This is a genomic window from Stieleria tagensis, from assembly GCF_024129865.1.
In the GTDB taxonomy this organism is placed as follows: domain Bacteria; phylum Planctomycetota; class Planctomycetia; order Pirellulales; family Pirellulaceae; genus Stieleria; species Stieleria tagensis.
On the sequence record NZ_JAMYFE010000033.1, the window covers coordinates 141,098 to 160,988 of the forward strand.

Below are 19,891 nucleotides of genomic sequence, written 5' to 3' on the forward strand. Positions count from 1 at the left end.
GAGCGAGCGAGATGGGCGAGTCGGAAAAGCGAAAGCAGCGATTTCAGCGGTTGTTTCAAAGGCTGTCGCCGATCAGCGCCTTTTCCAAACAACAGGCGCGCGAATCCTGTTCCGATCTGTCGCCGCACTTCGTAGCGATGGCGCTGAAAGATCTGGTGCGGGAAGGGATTCTGGATCGCTACGAAACCTCCGAACAGGAAACGTTTGCCTGGCGCAACGCACAGGTTCGGGTGGATCCGTCACACTGGATCGAACGCCAGGTCAGCGGCAGCCAAGTCATGGCCCAGCCCCAGCAGGAACGGCCGCGTGAGCGATTGTTGGCCCACGGCGCCGAGCAGTTGAACGATGCGGAGTTGTTGGCGATCCTGATCCGTGTCGGTGTCAAAGGCGAATCGGCGATCGAAGCCGGACGACGACTGGCCAACAGCTACGCCGAGAAACTATCGGATTTGCGGCGCAGCGGAAAAGAGGAACTGCGGCGTGTCAGTCCGGCCGTCACCGTGACCAGCTATGCCGCGATCATGGCGGGAATTGAACTGGGGCGACGTGTTGCCCGGCACGAACAATTGCACCGTGCCAGCCACTCGCCGATCACCAGCACTCACATGGCCGTGCAGTACTGCAATGACGTCTTCAGCGGATTGGCCATCAGTGGGGTCCAAGAAGAATTTCATATCGTCACGCTGAGCACCAAACACCTACCGATCAACACGCATTTGATCACCCGTGGGACTTTGGACGCCAGTTTGGTGCATCCTCGCGAAGTGTTCCGCCCGGCGATTCGTGATTCTGCCTCCGCTGTGATCCTGGTGCATAACCACCCATCAGGGGATGCCAGCCCAAGCCGCGAGGATCTGCAGGTGACCGACCGACTGACCGAGGCTGGGAAACTATTGGGAATTTCAGTTTTGGACCACATTGTGGTAGCATCGGAAGGGTCGATCAGCATTCGCGAAACGAGCTGATCGGTCGATAATCCGCAAATCAAACGTTCAACCACTCGGAGCGACGTGATCGACAGATTATCTTGGTCAGTCCCACCTTTCGCAGGAACGATCACCGTTCCCGCGCCCACCTTCCGCCAATTCTTTGGACGAACATGCTTGCACGTTCTCAATCCGACTTCCGTTTTCGCAGGGGTTCCCAAGTGGCACAGCTCGATTGGTCTAGTCGACTGACGTTGCCGTTGACGAGTGTCGTGCGCTGTCGGCTGCGGATCATGACGGCGATGACTGTGTTGTCGGCTGGCATTTTCAGTGCCACCGTCACCACAGCCGATCAGCCCGAGCATGCGGAAGCGAACGCTGACAACGCTGCCGTTGCAGTGGAAACGGATTTGATGAAGCGGATGCAAAAGCAATCGATCGTCACCCAAAAACCGGTCTACGGTCATTGGGGCCCCGAGACCGCCAAGTTCAGCAGCTGGACCAGCCATAGCAACCGTTTGATTCCGGTCTACACGTTCGGAATGACACTTAACAAATTGCGAGAGCAAGGCAGCATCCATTCCGACCCCGAACGCCTGCAACGTTTGAGTGGTCAACCGCCTGAACCTTCTTTGAATCCGTTGGCGTTGTACCATGACCAGACGGACGTGTATCGGTTACAGAAAGCCGCTGTCGATGCGGGTTGCACCAACATAATCTTGATGGTGTTTGACGGCATGGATTGGGAAACCACGCGCGCCGCGGCGATCTATCACTCTGGACGCGTTGGATACGATTCGGGTCGTGGAACCGGTCTGGCATTCCAAGATGATCGGCGTGTGATCACAGACTTTGGTTTGATCTGCACCAGCCCCGCCGCCAAGGGAGCCAAGGTCGATGTCGATGTTCAACGCGTGCTGGAATTGAAACAGGGCACGCATTTGGGATTCGACAACGTGTTTGGCGGCCGCAGTCCCTGGCATGAACGTGTCGGCGGTCGCTACTTGATCGGTGGCGATCGAATCCGCTCACACACTGTGACGGATTCCGCGTCCTCGGCGACCAGTCTGTGTAGCGGTATCAAAACCTTCAACGGATCGATCAACGTGGCCGTTGACGGAACCCAGGTCGTGCCGATCGGAAGGCAGCTGCAATCCGAACAGGATTTCAAGGTCGGTGTGGTGACCAGCGTCCCGGTCAGTCATGCCACACCCGCAGCAGCCTACGCCAATAACGTCACTCGCAAAGACTATCAAGACATTTCACGCGACCTAGTCGGGCTGCCCTCATCGGCGCACCGCGACAATCCGTTGCCAGGTGTGGACGTGCTGATCGGCGGCGGTTGGGGCGAAGGCAAGAAAGAGGACAAATCGCAGGGCAACAATTTCGCTCAGGGAAATCCATATTTTCATCAAGACGACATCCGCGCCAGTGATCTGCAGAACGGCGGTCGGTACCGGGTGGTGCAGCGTGCCAAGGGGCAACCGGGACGCGAATCGTTGTTGGCAGCGGCTCAAACCGCAGCCGACAATAGCGAACGATTGCTGGGTTTCTATGGTACCAAGGGCGGGCATCTGCCGTTTCAAACAGCCGACGGCCAATACGATCCAACGATCGATGTCAAATCGACCGAAATGTATTCAGCGGATGACATCAGCGAAAATCCCACGTTGGCGGACATGACCGAAGCCGCCTTGATGGTTCTGGAACAGTCGATCGACGGTTTCTGGTTGTTGGTCGAAGCCGGTGACGTGGACTGGGCCAATCATGCCAACAACTTGGACAGTAGCATCGGTGCGGTGATCAGCGGCGAGAAAGCTTTCCTGACGGTGATGGACTGGGTCGATCGTAACGCGGCCTGGGATCACACCGCCGTGATCGTGACCTCTGACCACGGTCACTATCTGTTCCTGGATGACCCCAGTGCGGTCGCCGAAGCTGGGAAACAAGCACAACAGAATCAACGCGATTCGGGAAACTGAAATGTTTACACGACGACAACTCCTTTCGCGATGTGGAATCGGTCTGGGCTCCCTGGCGCTCTCGGACATGCTGGGCCGCGATGCGCTGTCGAGTGAATTGCATTTTCCGGCCAAGGCCAAACATGTCATTCACCTGTTCATGAACGGCGGTCCCAGCCAAGTCGACACGTTTGACTACAAACCGCAGTTGAACAAGTTGGCCGGCAAGACGGCGCCGACCGGCACGCTGAAAACGGAACGCCCCACCGGCAATGTGCTCGGTTCACCGTTCAAATTTCAACGCTATGGCGAATCCGGCATTCACGTCAGCGAATTGTTTGCCAAAACGGCACAGCATATCGATGACATTTGTCTGATCCATTCGATGCATGCCGACGTTCCCAATCACGAACCCTCGCTGATGCTGATGAACACCGGCGAATCGCGTCTGGTGCGGCCGAGCGTGGGGTCGTGGTTGACCTACGGCTTGGGCAGCGAAAATGAAAACCTGCCGTCGTTCGTGACGATGTGCCCGGGCGGCTATCCGATCAAAGAATCTCAGAATTGGCAGAACGCATTTCTGCCCGGCAAGTATCAAGCGACTTACGTTGACACCAGCCATCGCCAGGTCAATCGGTTGCTGGAAAACATCCATAGCGAATTGGTCGCTGGTGGCGATCAGCGTGACCAATTGGATTTGTTGGACAAATTAAATCGTCGCCACGCGCTGCAGCGCGAAAATGATCAACGGTTGCAATCGCGAATCGAATCCTTCGAGTTGGCCTACCGCATGCAAAGTGAGGCGGCAGAGGCGTTTGATGTGACGCGCGAACCGGAAGCGGTTCGCCAAGAGTACGGTGACAGCGATTTTGCTCGACAAACCCTGATCGCGCGGCGGTTGGTGGAACGTGGTGTTCGCTACGTGCAGTTGTACACCGGCGCGGGGCAGCCTTGGGACAATCACGATGATCTGGAACGTCAACACCGCAAGTTGGCTGAGACCGTCGACCAGCCGATCGCGGCACTGCTGGCTGATTTGAAACGCACCGGATTGCTGGACGAAACCCTGGTGTTGTGGGGTGGCGAATTCGGCCGCACGCCCGTCGTCGAGATGCCTCGCGAGGGCGTCAATCAAGGCAAAATGAACGGTCGTGACCACAACCACTATGGATTCACGATGTGGATGGCCGGCGGTGGCGTCAAAGGCGGAAACATCGTGGGTGCGACTGACGAAATCGGGTTCCAAGCCGTTGAGAATCGGATGCACGTGCATGACTTGCATGCCACGCTATTGCATCTGATGGGGTTGGATCACAAACGTCTGACCTATCGCTATGCCGGTCGTGATTTCCGGTTGACCGACGTGCATGGACGGGTCGTCAACGAAGTGCTGGCGTAACAGAACGATTGATTGCTGACAGGCGGTGTTTCCCGTAGTTGGACCCGTCCGGGTTCAGATCGACGGAAGCTTGACGCAGCCCTACGGCGTCACTTCCACGGTGATCGGGTGCGATGCCAAGCCGCCATCGATTTCAGCCGTCAAAAAGAACGTTCGTTTTCCGGGCACTGCGGTCGGATCGGCGGTCAAAAAGAACTCCCGCTCTGATGCATCGGCGACGATCAATAGCCCATTGAGCCCGATGTTGTCTACATAAACACCTTGGCTGGCATTCTTTCCTGAGCGTTCTTTGCCAAACGAAACCTCTTTGTCAAATCCCGGCTTGCGCTGCACGATGACCCGTGCCGAAACGGTTTGACCACGCTGCACCTGCAGCGTCCAATTCGAGTTTTCTGACCCTTCATTCTGAACCGGTTGAATGATCGGAACGACCGCTGTCTGTGTCGGATCAAACGTCAGTTTGCCGGGGGAACCTGCATCGCGTTCGACACGTCGCGAGTGGATCGTTGCCCAGGCGGTCAGCTGGGGTTGGATCTCGTCCTGCCAGCCTGGTTCATCGGCAGACGCCCAAATCACGCCAGTCGCATAGCGCTGGCCGGCTTCAATGGTCAGTGGAAAATTGCTGACCAAACGATCGGGCAATCCACTGATTTCGAACGTGACCGGCCCTTGGTAGCCATCCTGGCGGTCGACCAAGACACGGAATTCACGCCCGATGCCGGGATGCAATGGTTTGCTAATCGATTGTGTCGTCGGCCGAAAACCTGGCTGCGCGGCACGGATGGCAAGCTTGTATCCGTATTCGGCGCCACCCTCACCGCGAGTGTCGGTGATCTGCACGCTGTACAGTCCGTCGGCCGGCGCGGTGAACAGCAATCGGCTGTTCTTGCCAGCCAGCCGTTTCGGATCGTCATCATTTTCGTAGGGGATGTCAAACACGGGCAATCCATTCGCTAGCTCGGTCGCGCCGGGCGGCAGCGGTTGGACGATGTAGGCCGGTTCGCCCAACGCGTGCGTTCGTCCGCTGGTTCCAAAATAGGTCCAGCGGTCCCCTTCGCCGGGGTACACTTCAAAACCAGAATCTGGTCCACGTGGATGCATCCATAACCGGGTCAGTTCGCCGGCGGCGTACAGGTATTGCCCGAGCTGCATTTCCTGCCAGTTGAAAACGCGAAAGTCGCCGGTCTGCGAGCTGTCTTTGCCACGAAAGGTGAAATACGAATCACGCACCGCTTGCATGCGGACTCGCGTGACCGGATTTCCGGCCGCGTCCAGAACGGTGACGATCGGATCCAGCCGACCATCGTTGGTTGCATCGGCATCAATTGCCCAGACCTCGCCGCGAGCGGCCGACCAGCGATAAAGATCGGATTCACCTGGCGAATGGATCAGGCCATCAATGGTCACGTTGCGAGCGATGTCAATCGGAAGCGACGGATCGGTTGCTGGGTTCAGCGATTCACGTAGCTTCGTTTCCGCCATCGCCTTGGGTGGGCCTAAATCCATCCAGACCGATTCAACGGCTTGGCCCGATGGTTGATCCACATCGGGTTTCAATCGCGGCAGGTCGCGTGACACCAATTGGCCGTTCATCAGTGACACCGTGACACGAGTGCCGTCGGGATCAAAGTACAGATCGGTACCGGATTCCGGCAGCGGGTCCAATGAGGAGACGGGTTGCCAGTCCGACGTCCGCAGCTGTTTCACAGCGCCCGATTCGGCGATGGCAATTAACGATTGGTTGTCCGGTGAAATCGCAAAGTTGATCACGGGGGTTTCATCGATGAAACGTGTGGCAAGCAATGGGTTGATCGCCGGTGTATCAACCGATTCCAATCGCCAGACACGGATTCGACTATCGCCACTGCAGGCGACAATGTGTTTGCCGTCACGGGTGATGGCGACCGCAAACACTTCGCCTTCGGGTTGGCTGAGTGTGTCCAATCGTTGGCCGGATCGCACATTCCAGACTTTGACGGTTTCGTCGGCACAGGCGCTGACCAGGACGGATCCATCGGGCGAGAATGCCAGGTCAAAAATGGCACCATTGTGTCCGTTCAATTGGCGGGTGGGTTCGCCCGATTGTCGATCCCAGATCACGATGCTGCGATCATAACCCGCCGTCGCAATGATCGATTCGTCCGGAGAAAACTGGGCCGCATACAGTGTGTCACGGTGTCCCAGGAATTCGCTGACCAACGCACCCGATCGTGTGTCGTAGATCGCCGCGCGGCCGTACGCGCCCGTCAGTCCCGAAGCGACCAATAGTTCGGTAGCATCCCGAGAGAATGCGAGTGAGTTGATTTTGCCCAGGTTCTCGCTTTCAATCACGACAGAGCGACTTTGGTGGTCCTTGATTTCAATGCGGTCAAAGCTGCCGCAAGCGGTCCGGCTGCCGTCGTCGGATGCGGCGATGGCGGTGATCGGTACCACCACATCCGCGGCCGTCTCGATCGACGGTGTCCGCAGCGTCCGCTTGATCGGCATGTCGCCCTCTGGACCCACGGCACCCTGTTCCACCCAACGTGTTAGTTTTTCCAACTCACTTTCGTTGGGCCCCTCGGCATCGTCCGGCGGCATCTTGGGTTCCAATTTGCCTTGAATCATCAATAGCATTCGGCTGCTATCGGGGACGCCCGATGTGATTGCAACCCCGGATTCACCACCTTTGATCAGGTTGGCGTATTCGTCCATTGCCAACCCACCCTGTGGGTCGTCCTGGTTGTGGCAGCCGACGCAATATGTCTCCAAAATAGGGAACACATCGCGGGCGTAATCGACTTGCTCGGCCGCGAACAATGTCGGACCCAACAAAGCCATCAACAGGACCAAAGTGAGTTGGAAGCGGCAGATCACAGCGTTCATCGGCATTGATTCGGCGGAGGAGAATCGAAGTCAAACGCCGTATTGTACCTGTGATCCGATGGTCGAATGGGTGTTACCCCACCAAAGCTTCAAATGTTCGTCGCAGTTTGCGGTACACCGGGCCGGGAGCACGTTGCGATTGGTCGTCAACTGAACAGGCAAACCAAATGCCGCAACTGGTCCCCGTCAATAACACTTCATCGGCACCCCGCAGCCGTTCCGGGAAGAGTCGTTGCTCGGACCAGTTCAATCCCAGCAGGGTGGCCAGATCGCGAATCACTTGCAGAGACACGCCGCAGAGGATTTGGTCGGTCGGCGGAGTGATCAAACATCCCGATTCGACAATCAAGACATTGGCAACGCTCGTTTCTGTGATGCTGCCATCCTGGTCAACCAGTAACCCGAGCGCGTCGGGGGCGATTTTTTTTGCCATCTGATCGGCCAAGTAGTAATGCAGCCGAGATCGCACTTTGATGTCTCTGGGCCAGCACTTCGGTGATGGTTGCTGAACGTCAGTCACGATCAAAGCGGTGCCCCGGTCGACTTGCTGGCGAACTCGATCCTGGTCGATCAGATTCAAATCCAAAATCCAGGTCGGCGTGCCGGCGATTCCGGGTGAAGCGATTAACGTTGCGCCGACCGGGCGGGAAGCGATCCAGGCTTGATTGCGTTGTAGCAACTCATCGAGGTGTTCTGCCAATTCGACCGGTGTTGGTAGGCCGTCGATCAGCAGTGCGGTCGTGGACCGCTGCCAACGTTCCAGGTGGCGGTCGATTTGAAACCAGCGGCCTTGATAGGTCCGCATCCGCTCCACGGCCGTGACCGCTTGGGTGACGGCTGGATCAGAGATGGACACGGCTAGTGAATCAGCGTCGACCCAGTCACCGTTTTTCAGTGCGATTCGAATGGCCACTGTGGATTCAGAACGAGAGGTTTCGCGCTTCATCAATCAGCCTGGCCATGTCACGCCCCGCGCTACAGGGGTCTTTGTAGTAATCCAGTTCGGAATGGCGCAATTTGACGCTTGGTGAACAGTCCCGCGATAGAACTGGCAACGGGGATCCATCCATACGGGCAGCGAATCGCGTTGGACCGCTGAAGCCCAATGCGGTTTCACGCCGAACTTTTTCGATCAACCAATACTGTTTCAGTACAATGTCGCGGCGATTGTAAAGCAACAACAACTGTTCCATATTCTGAGTGGCTTGGCCGTGGTAGCCTTTGGCTGTCAACCAGTTCGACTCGATCGCGGGAGCGACCAAGCCCACGCGGATGTTTGCACCGACCAGCGGCGGACCCTGCAGTGTTCGCCCGGATAATGGACCACCGGCTAGTGCGTGAAGCGCACCGGTGGCAACACGGGCACCAAAGCTGTAGCCGATGACCACGGTGGGCACCGCGGCTTGGGCATGCAGTCGCAGGAAAGATGCCAAGTACAAACCCTGGGCATCACAGCGGTCGGCTTTCTCGCGGAAATCTCTCAGCAATCCATATTCTCTGGCGCTGGGCCAACTGTAGACGACCCAGTCGATTGCACCGCCATTGCGTGCGCAGTCGATTCGTCGTCGGACAATGGTGGCTCGGGACATTAAATCGTCCGCGGGCATTCGATTGCCATGGACATAGATGACGACCTGGCGCGCCGCCGACAGCGACGCTTGATAATCCATCACGTCGATGGGGTTGGCGCGGCCGCATTCGATCTGCCACATCCGATAGTCGGGTTGCTCCAGCGTGGCACAGCATGCATTTGAAGTCAGGTGCCGGGTCGACAACAGAAACACACGGTCCTGGACAGCGACGGTGTCGGCATTTTCCAACACCGACGCAAAGGGCTGCGACAAGGTGGGGTCACCGGTTGTCGCGGCGGTGTCGTCAATGATGATCGACAGCGGTGCTTCAAATGGGTCCGCCAGCGCACTGTCAAACGACAGCGCGGCAAGACTCCAACACACTGTGGCGACGAGTATTCGGAATGACTTGGGAATCCGCTTCATACAGATTGGGTGGGATCAGGGTAGAGCGCGGGACGGGTGGTGATTCGATCGTGTTGACTTGTTGCAACAAATTGTTGCTGAAAAAAAACGTTGTTGCGTTTGCACATCATCTACAGCGACCTAGTTTTGTGTGGTTCTCGATTCGAGACCAACGAATACGCTCCTTGTGCATATCATGGAAATTCCAATGAACAATCGCATTGTAACGCTCGTGATGGCTGCAGCGCTTGTGACAACAACCACGGGCTGTGGACCGATCCGAAACTTCTTGTTTGGGCAGGGCGCACAATGCGGACTGTGCAATCGAGTCGCCGCACCGTTTCAACCATTGGCACCCAGCGCGGTCCCCGCCGGGCCTCGCTGCAACACGCCCACCTATCTACAACCTCGTTTTGCACCACAACAACAACGCTGTGCTCCAGAACGTTGTGCTCCAGAACGCTACGGACCAGCGCCCTATGCCCAGGGACCATCACAAGGAAGTTGCGGTTGCAACCAAAGCCCCTGTCAAACACCCAACCAGTGCAACTCCTGTGGCAACGGATCCGGCTACGGTCCCTCCGGCGAGACGGTGATCAATGGCTATGGCTACGATCCCTACAGTTCAGATGTGATCGGCAACGGAGTCGTTTCGGACACTGTCATCGAAGGTCAACCGATCTACAGCGACACCTGGATGCCGGCACCGCTCGATTCCAGTGGCGTGCGTGCAAACTATCCGAACTATGAACAGGGCTACAAACTGGATGATCAAGGTGATCGAATCATCCAGGAAGACCCTTTGCCGCCCGGGGCATTCGGCGTCAACTGAACCTTGGTTTTCGGGTAGTGGATCTTTACAAGATCCACCACGGCCCACCCAAGGGATAAACTGCACGATCCGCGAAAGCGCGTGAGCGACGCACGGGGTGGCTGATGCGATTCCGCGGTCGTGCTTTTATTGCCACAGCGGCTATGGTGTACTGTAGCGAACCCGTTTCTCAATCGATTCACAGCCGCGGAGAACTGACGTGACCTCTCCTGACCCCCAAATCTACGATAATCGTCGCCAATTCTTGTGCCGCGCAATCGGCACCGCAGCACTGACGTCGGGCGTTTGGGGATCCGTCCCATTGTCGCAGTCGGCGTTGGCACAGGCGCTTTCCTATGAATCGCAGCCGACCACACATTGGCGAATCGGGCTGGTGCTGGACACCCCGGTGACCTGTACCAACGTGCTGGCAACCTTTCCAATTCCCACGGACTGGCCCGAACAAACGGTGACCGTGCGGAAACAAAATATCGATCCCCAAGTGACCCGTTGGCAGGTCCGTGAACTCGGTGGTGGCACCAAACAGGTGGTCGTGCAAATGGCCCGCGTCAACGCCGGATCTAAAGTCGAGTTCACTCTGGAAGTCGACATCCAGCGTTCGCGGATCCTCAGTCCCGACAATGTCGACACCTTGGTGATCCCCTCAAAAATCTCGCGGGATTTAAAACTCTACACCGGCAACAGCCCGTACATCGATGCGTCACATCGTGCGATTCGCCAAGCCGCCAAAGAAGTCGAGGAGATGGAGGCGGAAAACGATTGGCAACGCGTCGAATTGGCATACGACTACGTCCGCGACCATGTGGAATATCTAGAAGGCGATTTGAAGAACGCTTCGCAAGCGCTCAGTGACGGCAAGGGTGACTGCGAAGAAATGACCAGCCTGTTCGTCGCGATCTGTCGCAATCTGGATATCCCCGCGCGAGTCGTTTGGGTGCCCGATCATTGTTATCCAGAATTTTATCTGGAAGACGCCGACGGCAATGGAACCTGGTACCCCTGCCAAGCTGCCGGGACACGCCAGTTCGGCCGAATGGATGAAACGCGTCCGGTGCTGCAAAAAGGTGATCGATTCAAAGTCGCCGAGAAGAAAGGCCCGGTCCGCTACGTTTCCGAGTTCTTTCGCTGTGATCGAAAAGGCAGCGGCACGCCCAACCCGACTTTCATTCGCCAACAATTAGACGCTTAGTGGTGCGCCCACTTTTAAAAAACGGGTAAGCTTCCAGCTTGCCATCACCACACCGGGTGGATCGCAAGCTGGATGCTTACCCCACGAATTGTTGACTCGAAATCTAACCAGGAACGCAGCGCTACGGCGTTTGTGGGAACTGAAACTTGCTGACTTCTTCGCCGGTCACCTTGTGGTGGCGGATGGTCAGTCCAGGCGTCTTCTCGGACCCTTTGTACTTCAGTTCGCCAGATAAAAAGCCGCCTTTGACCCGCAGGAATCGATGCATCGGACGCTCGTCGCCAGGCTTCCAACCTAATTCGTGTTCCTCACTTCCCGGACCGCAGCCGAATTCCCACAGATCGATTTCTGGATCGTGGGATGCGTATTGCCAATGACGGTCTCCGCATAACACGATGGCGCCGTCGACCTCTGCGAGTTTGTTGCGAATCTGATTGCCCTCGTAAACAAACACATCGTTGGCATGGTTGTCACTCTTGTTGTCGCGATCCGGACCGACGATGGGGGTTGGGCAGCAAATCAGTTTGAACGTCGCGGTTGATTCGTCCAGAGTCTTGAACAACCAGGCCTTTTGTTCGCTGCCCAAGATCGTTTTGTCGGGACCATCAGGAATATTGTTGGGACTGCGGTAATCGCGTCCCTCCAAGAACCAAACTTGCAGATCCTTTCCCCAGCGAACGGTCTTGTAACGCGGCGAATGGGACGGGAACTGTTCCTCGTTGAAAATCCGGACACCCTCGGCAAACGAAACCGAACCATATGTCTGTCCTGCCCAACAATCGTTCTTCAACGTGTCGTGGTCATCTTTTAGGAAATAGCTGGTGGTGTTTTTGTAGAATTCGCGATTGTTGGGCAGGGCAAAGATTCGGCCCCATTTGAAACGCATCAATTCGACCGTCATCGCCCAAGGATCGGGTTTGTCGTAATATTCGATGTCACCGGCGTGGACAATGAAGTCAGGGCGCATCTTCGACATCGTGGGATAGATCTTGTGTCCCTGCATGCCATCGTCGGTGCGGATAAAATCATGGCAGGTGGTGACACAAAATTTCAGGTCTTCGGTTTGATCCGGCTCTGGTGCCGTTCGGAACGCGCCGCGGACGATGGCTGTGGTTTTATCGTTCTCGACCGCGGTGGCTTCGACAACGACCGAGTACTCTTGGTCCGCCTTTAAATCTTCCAATTTCCATTGAGCGCAGTAGTCCGTTTCTGCATCGGTGGTGATCCAGTCGGTGGTCTTGGCCGAACCACGCTGCTTCTTTGGAAAATAGATCAACCTGACTTTTCCGGGCGCACCGGGACATGCGCCGATCATCTCTGATAGCACTGCACCTTCGGGCATCTGAACGTCCAACAAGTGCTTTGCATCATCTCCCTTGGCCAACTTGTCGGCTTCACGTTTGCTAAGTGTGACAAACCGTTTTCCGTTCACTTCCATTTCCGGATTTCGCGTGGTGCGAGTCCAAATCACGATTGAGTGTTGGTCGGCCCAGCTATTGCGCAGGGCGTTGCCCAGGTAGGGGCCAGTGCTGACTTGGACGTCGTCCAGCGCATTGTCGGTTGGGAGTGCGGTGAATTGAAAGTCGCGAAACACCGCCTTGCCACCATGATCGGTCAGCATCAGGCGATCGCCTGGTTGATAATTGCCAAAATTCTCTGCCCCATAAAACTTGCTTAGCGCAATGGCTTTGTCCCATGCCGGACCGCTGGTTGTGATTTGAGAAACACGCGTGCCGTTCAAGTAATGTGCGAGTTGTTTTCCCCGGGCCACGACACGTGATTGATTCCACTGGCCGGCTGGGTTCAGTGGTTTGTCGATTGTCGGGGCCGCCAAATCGTAGACCGAACCCGTGCTGCCTTTGCCAACACTGTCGGGTTTGTCATCGATGATTTGATATTCAATTCCGGCATAGGTGTTGTTCAGGATCTGTTTGCCGAACCGACGGACGCGGTATTTGAGTCCGGTGTTAGTCCCCGATTCAATCTTCCACTGCCAGGACAGGTCAAAGTCGGCGGGCATCGGTGGGCTGATCAAACTTCCATGCCCGCCGCGAGGTTTCACCAATCGCACTTCGTCATCGCTGAATTCCCAATTGGTCGAAACCGGTTTTCCATCCTGTGAGGTCCAAAACGATTCCTCGCTGAACGCGTAGGCCGACGGTTCGGCGGATTCATCCTGTGCGGTGATCGGTGGAGACCACAGGGATTCAAACAGAACCAACGTCAGAATCAAAAGGGGCAGGCGATTCATGAGGGATTAAGCAATGGGAGGAACGGAGGGTGGGAATACATCGCACTGTAGCCGAGCTCTGCGAGCTTGGTTGAATTCGGATCGGCCCCACGGGACGTCGATTGAATGCGTCAATCATTCATTCGACGTCTCACAGAGGCCAGTTGCCGTTGGGCCATTGTATCCAGATTCTCTTTCGGCAACGGCGACTGACGGGGAAATTCATTGCCACATGAGCAGAGCCTGTTGGGGTCGGCTTTTCAAAGGCCGGTGCGATACAATGCACGGCTGTTTGATTGATGATCCGTCTCACTTGCCCGAATCCCGTTCGATGCGATACGAATTAATTGCGGTGTTGTTTGTTGTGCTGATGGTCGTGAGCGTCGACCGTGTCGCTGCGGCGGATCAGCCGCCGAATATTGTGCTGATGTTGTCCGACGACATGGGCTGGTCCGATCCTGGATTTCAAGGTGGTGACAAAGAGTTGACGCCGAACATGGATCGGCTGGCCGACCAGGGTTTGCGTCTGACGCAGTTTTATGCACATTCAGTTTGTGCGCCGACACGCAGCGCGTTGATGACCGGTCGGTACGCGTTTCGCAACTGGATGGATTGGCGCAGCGAGGATTTTGGCAAACCCAGCTACCTGGCCAAATTGGGTTTGGAATTACCGCATACCCCGGGCGGTGAACCAACACGGATGTTGCATGGTTTGGACACCAGCGAGTACACGATTGCCGAGGCGTTGCGGGCGGCTGGTTATTTCACCGCTCTCGTTGGCAAGTGGCATTTGGGCGAGTGGTTGCCCGAGCAGTTGCCGATGGGACAAGGGTTTGATCACCAGTACGGTCACTATGGTTGGGGCATTGATTACAACAACTACACCATTCCTCACAACGCCCCCGCGCGCTATGCCGTCTTCGATTGGCATCGCAACCAGCAACCACTGGACGAACAGGGCTATTCCACGGACCTGTTCGCCAACGAAGCGGTGCGTTTGATCAGCCAGCAGTCCAGCGAACAACCCTTTTTCTTGTATGTGCCGTTCAATGCGATTCACGGTCCACTGGAACAGATTCCACGCTATACCGACTCGTTGGATAAGCGTTCTGCGGCACTCAAGTGCCTGGACGATGCCGTCGGGCGAATCGTTGGCGCGATCGACCAGTACGGATTTGCCCAAGACACGCTGCTGGTGCTGGCGAACGACAACGGTGGTTTGACCGAAGCGGTCAACGCACCCTATCGCGGGACCAAGAACACGACTTTCGAAGGCGGTGTCCGAGTGGCATGCGTGATGCGTTGGCCGGGGAAATTGCCGGCGGCTCAAACCAGCGATGCGATGATGCATGTGGTCGATTTTTTGCCAACCTTTGTTGCCATTGCCGGTGGTGACACGTCGCCCTGTCGTCCACTCGATGGAATGGACATGACCGCTGTTCTCACCCAGGGGGCGCCCAGTCCGCGGCGGGAAATTGTGTACGAAGTCAGTGGCAGTGTACGGTTGCCGACAATCCGTGACGGGGACTACAAATTGATGGGCGATGCACTGTACGACATTCGGAACGATCCCAGTGAAACGACAGACGTCGCCGACAAACACCCTGATGTGGTTGCCAAATTGAAAGCCCGACTGGATCAAGTCGGCAAACAGCGCCCACCGCTGTCAAAGGTATTGGGGTCACCCCCGCGATTGATGGACATCCCGCTGCCGGCGGTCTACGGTCGCGAAGAAAACCGACAAGTCCCGGAGTGGCTGGCGCGGCGCATCGAAGCCGTTCGCAGCACGCAGCCCAAATCATGGCCCCCAGGTGAAACCCCTTGGCCGCAGGCGCCCACCGGCGCGACCATCGAGTACTCCGGTGATGGCCGCTAACGACCCTCCAAACACGTCCCCCGTAGCTGGAACCGCCAGGTTTCAGACTGTGTTTCCTGTAGCTGAAACCGCCAGGTTTCAGACTGTGTTTTCCGTAGCTGGAACCGCCAGGTTTCAGACTGAGTTTTCCTGTAGCTGGAACCGCCAGGTTTCAGACTGAGTTTCCCGTAGCTGGATCCGCCAGGTTTCAGACTGAGTTTTCCTGTAGCTGGAACCGCCAGGTTTCAGACTGAGTTTTCCCGTAGCTGGAACCGCCAGGTTTCAGACTGTGTTTCCCCGTAGCTGGAACCGCCAGGTTTCAGACTGTGTTTCCTGTAGCTGAAACCGCCAGGTTTCAGACTGAGTTTCCCGTAGCTGGAACCGCCAGGTTTCAGACTGTGTTTTCTGTAGCTGGAACCGCCAGGTTTCAGACTGTGTTTCCCGTAGCTGGAACCGCCAGGTTTCAGACCGACTGAACGCTGGCGGGCCCAGTTACGATGCAGAGTGTGCCGATGCCACTATGATTCTGCAGGCACCAATCGGCGTCGTGAGCGAATCAGCGATCGCAGTGGTGCTCCGAACGCGAAGTAGCAAAACACCAGCGGCAGCGCTAACCAGTGCAACCAAAACAGCACGGCGACAGCGAACAACGCCTGGCCGATCTGGTGGGGAGCGCGACGACCCTGGGCCCATTGGGCGATGATGTGCGGATATTGAAATCGTGAGACCATAAAATACGCCAGCACACCCGCCAATGCAGGGATGAAGTAATGTGACCCGACCAGCACGCGGTCGGCCAGCCAGCGGATGTTCTCGTGGTTGTCCGGATTGACGGCGACGGCTTTTAAATCTGGCATGGCGATCGCAAAGGCCGCCAGTGTTCCCGCCGCTGCCGGACTGGGCAGTCCCTCAAACGTCTGGTGCGAATCGTCTTCTTCGGTTTCGACGTTGAAGCGAGCCAATCGGATCAGCACGCACAGGGTGAACAGCACGCCAACCGCCCACAGAAATCGCTGCGGCAAGGCGTCACTGATCCGCCAGATGATCACCGCCGGAGCCGTGCCAAAGGTTACGGCATCACACAGGCTGTCCAATTGCCCGCCGAATTCGGTTTCCTGACCCGTCATCCGTGCCGCCGAACCATCCAAGGCGTCAAACAACATGCCGCCGAAAATCAGCATCCCGGACGCGAACAGTTTCTGTTCCAGCGGCCAGTCCAATTCGGCGCCACTGACAGCGACCGCGATTGCGCCCAGCCCACACACGCCGTTTCCCAGCGTCAGCATCGTGGGCAACACCGCCAGCATCAGCCGACGTCGTCGCTTGCGTTTTTGCTTGCGTGAATCGTTCGTGGACAGGTGGTTTCCAGCGCCGTTGCCTGAATCCAGGTCAACATCTTGCGATTCGACAAAATCATCGCGTGAGAACAACCGTCGTTTCAGTTCGCTCATAGAAGTTGGCGCAGGTACAGATAAAGATTCCAGGGCGTCGTTGACCAAGCATCCACCTTAGCACAAATAACGGCCCTGTTTAGAGAAAACACCCCAGGCCGATTCACGATGGAATATCGACCTCGTCCCAGTCAGCATTTTCAAAGTAGGTCAACCAGTTCAGCGCGTGCTGACGTTCGGTGATCACCCCGCCTTCGATTCCTGCCGGCAATTCGGTCTCGCGGATTGCGGCGTCGCGGGCGGCCCATAACAGCCGAAAGTTCAGGTCGAGGGCGTCTAAGATTTCGGCGGTTCCGCGGAGCGTTTTTGATTCGATCATCTGCCGGGCCGGGATTTCGATCATCAATCGAGCGGCCTCGGGGACGTCGCAAATCGAATCGGGAAACGGCAGATTGGTTTGCATTCCCAGTGCCCACTGCAGTGTCGCCAGTGACTCGTACCGCCATCCGGCGGCCGACACCGCTGATTCTTCGGGCGAGGGATCGTTTAGAAAGGCGGTTTCCCAGGGCGACAGTGCTTGGAACGCCAGCGGTGATTTTTCTCGCAGTGCCTCGATCGGAATCGGTTTCCCGCTGGCCAACGATTCGGCCCGCACTGCCACGACAAATAGAGCCAGCATCCGCCACACGACATCATCCGGCGACCGCAATGTGACTTCGTGTTCGCTGATGACCGGCGGCAAACTGTCGGGGGTGTCGATCAATCGGTTCCGCAGTTCGACTTCGGATTGCGCCTTGCGCTGCCTGGCGTCCGGCAAAAAGGGGATTTGCGCATGCGATTCAGGTTGCCTGGTCGACGGATCGTACAGCACCGCGCCGTTGGGATCGCGAATGCTGCGATCCGGCAAAAACAAAATGGCGTTGGATTTCCAGGCCCATGGCGCGACCGCTTCGATGTGTTCCCCGTCGACCTTCATGGCCACCAACACATTGGTGCGTTGCAGATGGCGGCAGACGGCATAGACCGATTGGCTGATTTCACCCTCCTCGGCCTGAAACAGATCCTGAACCAAACTCATCAGATGTTCGACGAATCCGGGCGTGGAGTAGTCGCGGACAAAGACCGGTTCGTGCGGAAACTCCGGCGCCGCCGGTTCGCGATGGGTGCAGTAGGCAAAGATTTCGATGGGCATGTTAACCAAGTAGTTCAGCGTCTAGCTTCTGCTTGCAGTCGCTGATCACACGGCTGACGAGCGCGTCCGCGTCTTCACCACTCATCGTGCCGTCGTCACGCTGCAGTTGCATCGAAAACAGCACTCGCTTGCGATCCTTGCCGTCTTTGGCAGCGTCCCGATAGGTTTCGCGATAGGCCATTGATTTCAGTGGGTCGCCGACCGCCGCTCGAACCACCGTTTCCAAGTCGTTCCAGCGGACCGATTCGGCCATCACAAAATTCAAATCCCGTTCGACCGACGGGAACATGCTGACGACGACCTGCTGCGGTACCAGTTGGCTGTCGGCTAGCAATCCCGGCAGCGAGAGTTCCGCGACGACCACCTTCCCCGGCAATTTCCATTGCTTAAGGGTTTTCGGATCAACCACCCCTAGGTATCCGAGCTGCGATTGGCCCAGCGACACGCGGACCAATTGCCCCGGCACAAAGCCGGATGAGGGAACCGGTGTGACACTGATCGGGTGTTTGGTGCCAAGCATTTCACAAAGTGATTCCAGGATGCCTTTGGCGGTGAAGAAGTCTCCGCCGACGACCATGCCCACGGTGTACAGTTCTTCGGGCAAATCTTCCGGCGTCTTGCCGGGCACGTAGATGTGAGCGATTTCAAACAAGTTGGCTTCGATCGACGCCGACGCCCAGTTGTTGGCGCGGGCCTGCAACAGACTTGGCATCAACGTCCGTCGCAGCCGTTTGGCGCCTTTGAGCATCGCGGTTTGGGTTGCCAGCGCTGGGCGATCGGTCCATGGCGACAACGATTCGTCTAGCTTTTTTGTCACCACACTGGGCGTCATCGCTTCGCTCAATCCAGCCGCGGTCAACACGCGGCGAATCTTTTCGGTCGCCGAATCAAACGTCCGCTTGCTGCTGGGCGCTACCGGGATCGGACTGTCTTCGGGGATCTTGTCATAGCCATGGATCCGCGCCACTTCTTCGATCAAATCAGCTTGGCGGGTCAGATCATGGCGCCAGCTGGGCGCGACAAAGCTAGCTTCGCCGTTGGAAAAGGGACGCTCGCATTGGCAGCCGAGCGCGGTCAAGATTCGCTGTACTTGCTCGGCATCAATCGTGATCCCCAAGATCCGCTCGATCTCCGACAGTCGCAGCACGATCGGATCGCTACCGGGAATGTCAGCCGCCGTATCGATCACACCGTCGGCAACGGTCCCACCAGCCGATTCGACGATCAATTGGCAAACACGTCGGCTGGCCCAATCGACTCCGACCGGATCGACGCGACGTTCGAAGCGGAACGAAGATGGACTGTGCAGTTTTAACTTTCGCGCCGTGCGGCGAACCGAAAGTGGTGTGAAGATGGCGGCCTCGATCACCAGATCGGTCGTGGTCTCGGTGACTTCCGAATCTGCACCGCCCATCACACCAGCAACGGCCGAGGCATGTTGCCCGTCAGCAATCACACACATCGACGGATCAAGTTCATACTGGCGATGATCAATCGCCGTGATCGACTCTTTGTCAGCAGCCGGGCGGATCACAATTTTTTGGTCGGCGATGGATGCGTAATCAAACGCGTGCAACGGTTGGCCGCATTCCATCATCACATAGTTGGTGGCGTCGACGACATTGTTCACCACACCGATTCCGACACTGCGCAGCGCCGCCTGCATCCAGTCTGGACTGGGACCAATTTTGACGCCTTGGATGACGCGCGCCGTGTAGCGCGGACAGGCTTCGGTGAATTGGTTATCGACTCTCAACAGCGAATCGATTGGCACCGATGACGCGGGCAGTTTCGGCGTGGGGACTTTTAATTCTCGGTCGTACAGCACCGCGATCTCACGGGCCACACCTAGATGGCCCAGGCAGTCACCGCGATTGCTGGTCACTTCCAGATCGATGCAGAAATCATCCGCAGCCAGTGCGGGATTGTCCGCCGGTGTCTCGGTGCCCTCGTGGTTCAGTCCACTGAGCGCCAGTCGCGTCTCCAACTCTTCGCGATCCATGTTGAGATCGACGTATTGGGAGAGCCATTTCCAAGAAACAAGCATGGTGAGTTCCAGGTGACGAGCGTTTGAT

13 protein-coding genes are annotated in these 19,891 nt (G+C 56.9%); 6 read left to right on the plus strand and 7 right to left on the minus strand.

Annotated elements, in window-relative coordinates; all coding sequences use genetic code 11:
• Positions 1-11: 11 nt before the first annotated feature.
• The 3 genes from radC (at position 12) to NHH03_RS07035 (ending at position 4,286) form a co-directional block, all read left to right on the plus strand.
• Entirely contained in the window at positions 12-965 is a 954-nt protein-coding gene (radC, locus tag NHH03_RS07025) for a RadC family protein (RefSeq protein WP_253155049.1), read from the plus strand.
• 134 nt (positions 966-1,099) lie between these two features.
• The gene (locus NHH03_RS07030; protein WP_253155050.1) at positions 1,100-2,908 is read left to right on the plus strand and encodes an alkaline phosphatase; all 1,809 of its coding nucleotides are present in this window, start codon (positions 1,100-1,102) and stop codon (positions 2,906-2,908) included.
• Position 2,909: 1 nt separating this feature from the next.
• Positions 2,910-4,286, plus strand: a complete 1,377-nt coding sequence (locus NHH03_RS07035; RefSeq protein ID WP_253155051.1) for a DUF1501 domain-containing protein — start codon at positions 2,910-2,912, stop codon at positions 4,284-4,286.
• Positions 4,287-4,367: 81 nt separating this feature from the next.
• On the opposite strand, the gene NHH03_RS07040 is transcribed toward NHH03_RS07035, so the two are convergent.
• The 3 genes from NHH03_RS07040 to NHH03_RS07050 all read right to left on the minus strand — a co-directional run bounded on the left by NHH03_RS07040 (position 4,368) and on the right by NHH03_RS07050 (position 9,148).
• On the minus strand, positions 4,368-7,151 hold the full coding sequence (locus tag NHH03_RS07040; protein ID WP_253155052.1) for a c-type cytochrome domain-containing protein: 2,784 nt from the start codon (positions 7,149-7,151) through the stop codon (positions 4,368-4,370).
• Between the two features lie 73 nt (positions 7,152-7,224).
• Complete coding sequence (locus tag NHH03_RS07045; RefSeq protein WP_253155053.1) at positions 7,225-8,064, minus strand: aminotransferase class IV; 840 nt, start codon at positions 8,062-8,064, stop codon at positions 7,225-7,227.
• A 7-nt stretch (positions 8,065-8,071) separates the two neighbouring features.
• Positions 8,072-9,148, minus strand: a complete 1,077-nt coding sequence (locus NHH03_RS07050; RefSeq protein ID WP_253155054.1) for a hypothetical protein — start codon at positions 9,146-9,148, stop codon at positions 8,072-8,074.
• A 187-nt stretch (positions 9,149-9,335) separates the two neighbouring features.
• Here NHH03_RS07050 and NHH03_RS07055 point away from each other — a divergent pair, with 187 nt between their 5' ends.
• Both NHH03_RS07055 and NHH03_RS07060 read left to right on the plus strand, forming a co-directional pair.
• The gene (locus NHH03_RS07055) at positions 9,336-9,959 is read left to right on the plus strand and encodes a hypothetical protein (RefSeq protein WP_253155055.1); all 624 of its coding nucleotides are present in this window, start codon (positions 9,336-9,338) and stop codon (positions 9,957-9,959) included.
• Positions 9,960-10,158: 199 nt separating this feature from the next.
• The gene (locus NHH03_RS07060) at positions 10,159-11,148 is read left to right on the plus strand and encodes a transglutaminase-like domain-containing protein (protein ID WP_253155056.1); all 990 of its coding nucleotides are present in this window, start codon (positions 10,159-10,161) and stop codon (positions 11,146-11,148) included.
• Positions 11,149-11,269: 121 nt separating this feature from the next.
• Here the strand turns inward: NHH03_RS07060 and NHH03_RS07065 are convergent, their stop codons facing one another.
• Positions 11,270-13,399 (minus strand): family 16 glycoside hydrolase, encoded by a 2,130-nt coding sequence (locus NHH03_RS07065; RefSeq protein ID WP_253155057.1) that lies wholly within the window; start codon positions 13,397-13,399, stop codon positions 11,270-11,272.
• Positions 13,400-13,709: 310 nt separating this feature from the next.
• Between NHH03_RS07065 and NHH03_RS07070 the strand changes: the two genes are divergently transcribed.
• Positions 13,710-15,254 carry an arylsulfatase B gene (locus tag NHH03_RS07070; protein WP_253155058.1) on the plus strand — a complete coding sequence of 515 codons (1,545 nt, stop codon included), beginning with the start codon at positions 13,710-13,712 and terminating at the stop codon, positions 15,252-15,254.
• A gap of 497 nt (positions 15,255-15,751) precedes the next feature.
• On the opposite strand, the gene NHH03_RS07075 is transcribed toward NHH03_RS07070, so the two are convergent.
• From NHH03_RS07075 to pheT, 3 genes are all read right to left on the minus strand, one after another.
• Positions 15,752-16,684, minus strand: coding sequence for a CDP-alcohol phosphatidyltransferase family protein (locus NHH03_RS07075; RefSeq protein ID WP_253155059.1), 933 nt, complete (start codon positions 16,682-16,684; stop codon positions 15,752-15,754).
• 103 nt (positions 16,685-16,787) lie between these two features.
• Positions 16,788-17,816: a DUF4272 domain-containing protein gene (locus NHH03_RS07080; protein WP_253155060.1), complete on the minus strand. Its 1,029-nt coding sequence runs from the start codon at positions 17,814-17,816 to the stop codon at positions 16,788-16,790.
• A 1-nt stretch (position 17,817) separates the two neighbouring features.
• Positions 17,818-19,863, minus strand: a complete 2,046-nt coding sequence (gene pheT / locus NHH03_RS07085; RefSeq protein ID WP_253155061.1) for a phenylalanine--tRNA ligase subunit beta — start codon at positions 19,861-19,863, stop codon at positions 17,818-17,820.
• Between the last annotated feature and the right edge of the window lie 28 nt (positions 19,864-19,891).

Excerpts from the sequence above, each read along its gene's own strand:
- radC (WP_253155049.1), top strand. The coding sequence starts at position 12 with ATGGGCGAGTCGGAAAAGCGAAAGCAGCGATTTCAGCGGTTGTTTCAA.
- NHH03_RS07030 (WP_253155050.1), top strand. The coding sequence starts at position 1,100 with ATGCTTGCACGTTCTCAATCCGACTTCCGTTTTCGCAGGGGTTCCCAA.
- NHH03_RS07035 (WP_253155051.1), top strand. The coding sequence starts at position 2,910 with ATGTTTACACGACGACAACTCCTTTCGCGATGTGGAATCGGTCTGGGC.
- NHH03_RS07040 (WP_253155052.1), bottom strand. The coding sequence starts at position 7,151 with ATGAACGCTGTGATCTGCCGCTTCCAACTCACTTTGGTCCTGTTGATG.
- NHH03_RS07050 (WP_253155054.1), bottom strand. The coding sequence starts at position 9,148 with ATGAAGCGGATTCCCAAGTCATTCCGAATACTCGTCGCCACAGTGTGT.
- NHH03_RS07055 (WP_253155055.1), top strand. The coding sequence starts at position 9,336 with ATGAACAATCGCATTGTAACGCTCGTGATGGCTGCAGCGCTTGTGACA.
- NHH03_RS07065 (WP_253155057.1), bottom strand. The coding sequence starts at position 13,399 with ATGAATCGCCTGCCCCTTTTGATTCTGACGTTGGTTCTGTTTGAATCC.
- NHH03_RS07070 (WP_253155058.1), top strand. The coding sequence starts at position 13,710 with ATGCGATACGAATTAATTGCGGTGTTGTTTGTTGTGCTGATGGTCGTG.
- NHH03_RS07075 (WP_253155059.1), bottom strand. The coding sequence starts at position 16,684 with ATGAGCGAACTGAAACGACGGTTGTTCTCACGCGATGATTTTGTCGAA.
- NHH03_RS07080 (WP_253155060.1), bottom strand. The coding sequence starts at position 17,816 with ATGCCCATCGAAATCTTTGCCTACTGCACCCATCGCGAACCGGCGGCG.
- pheT (WP_253155061.1), bottom strand. The coding sequence starts at position 19,863 with ATGCTTGTTTCTTGGAAATGGCTCTCCCAATACGTCGATCTCAACATG.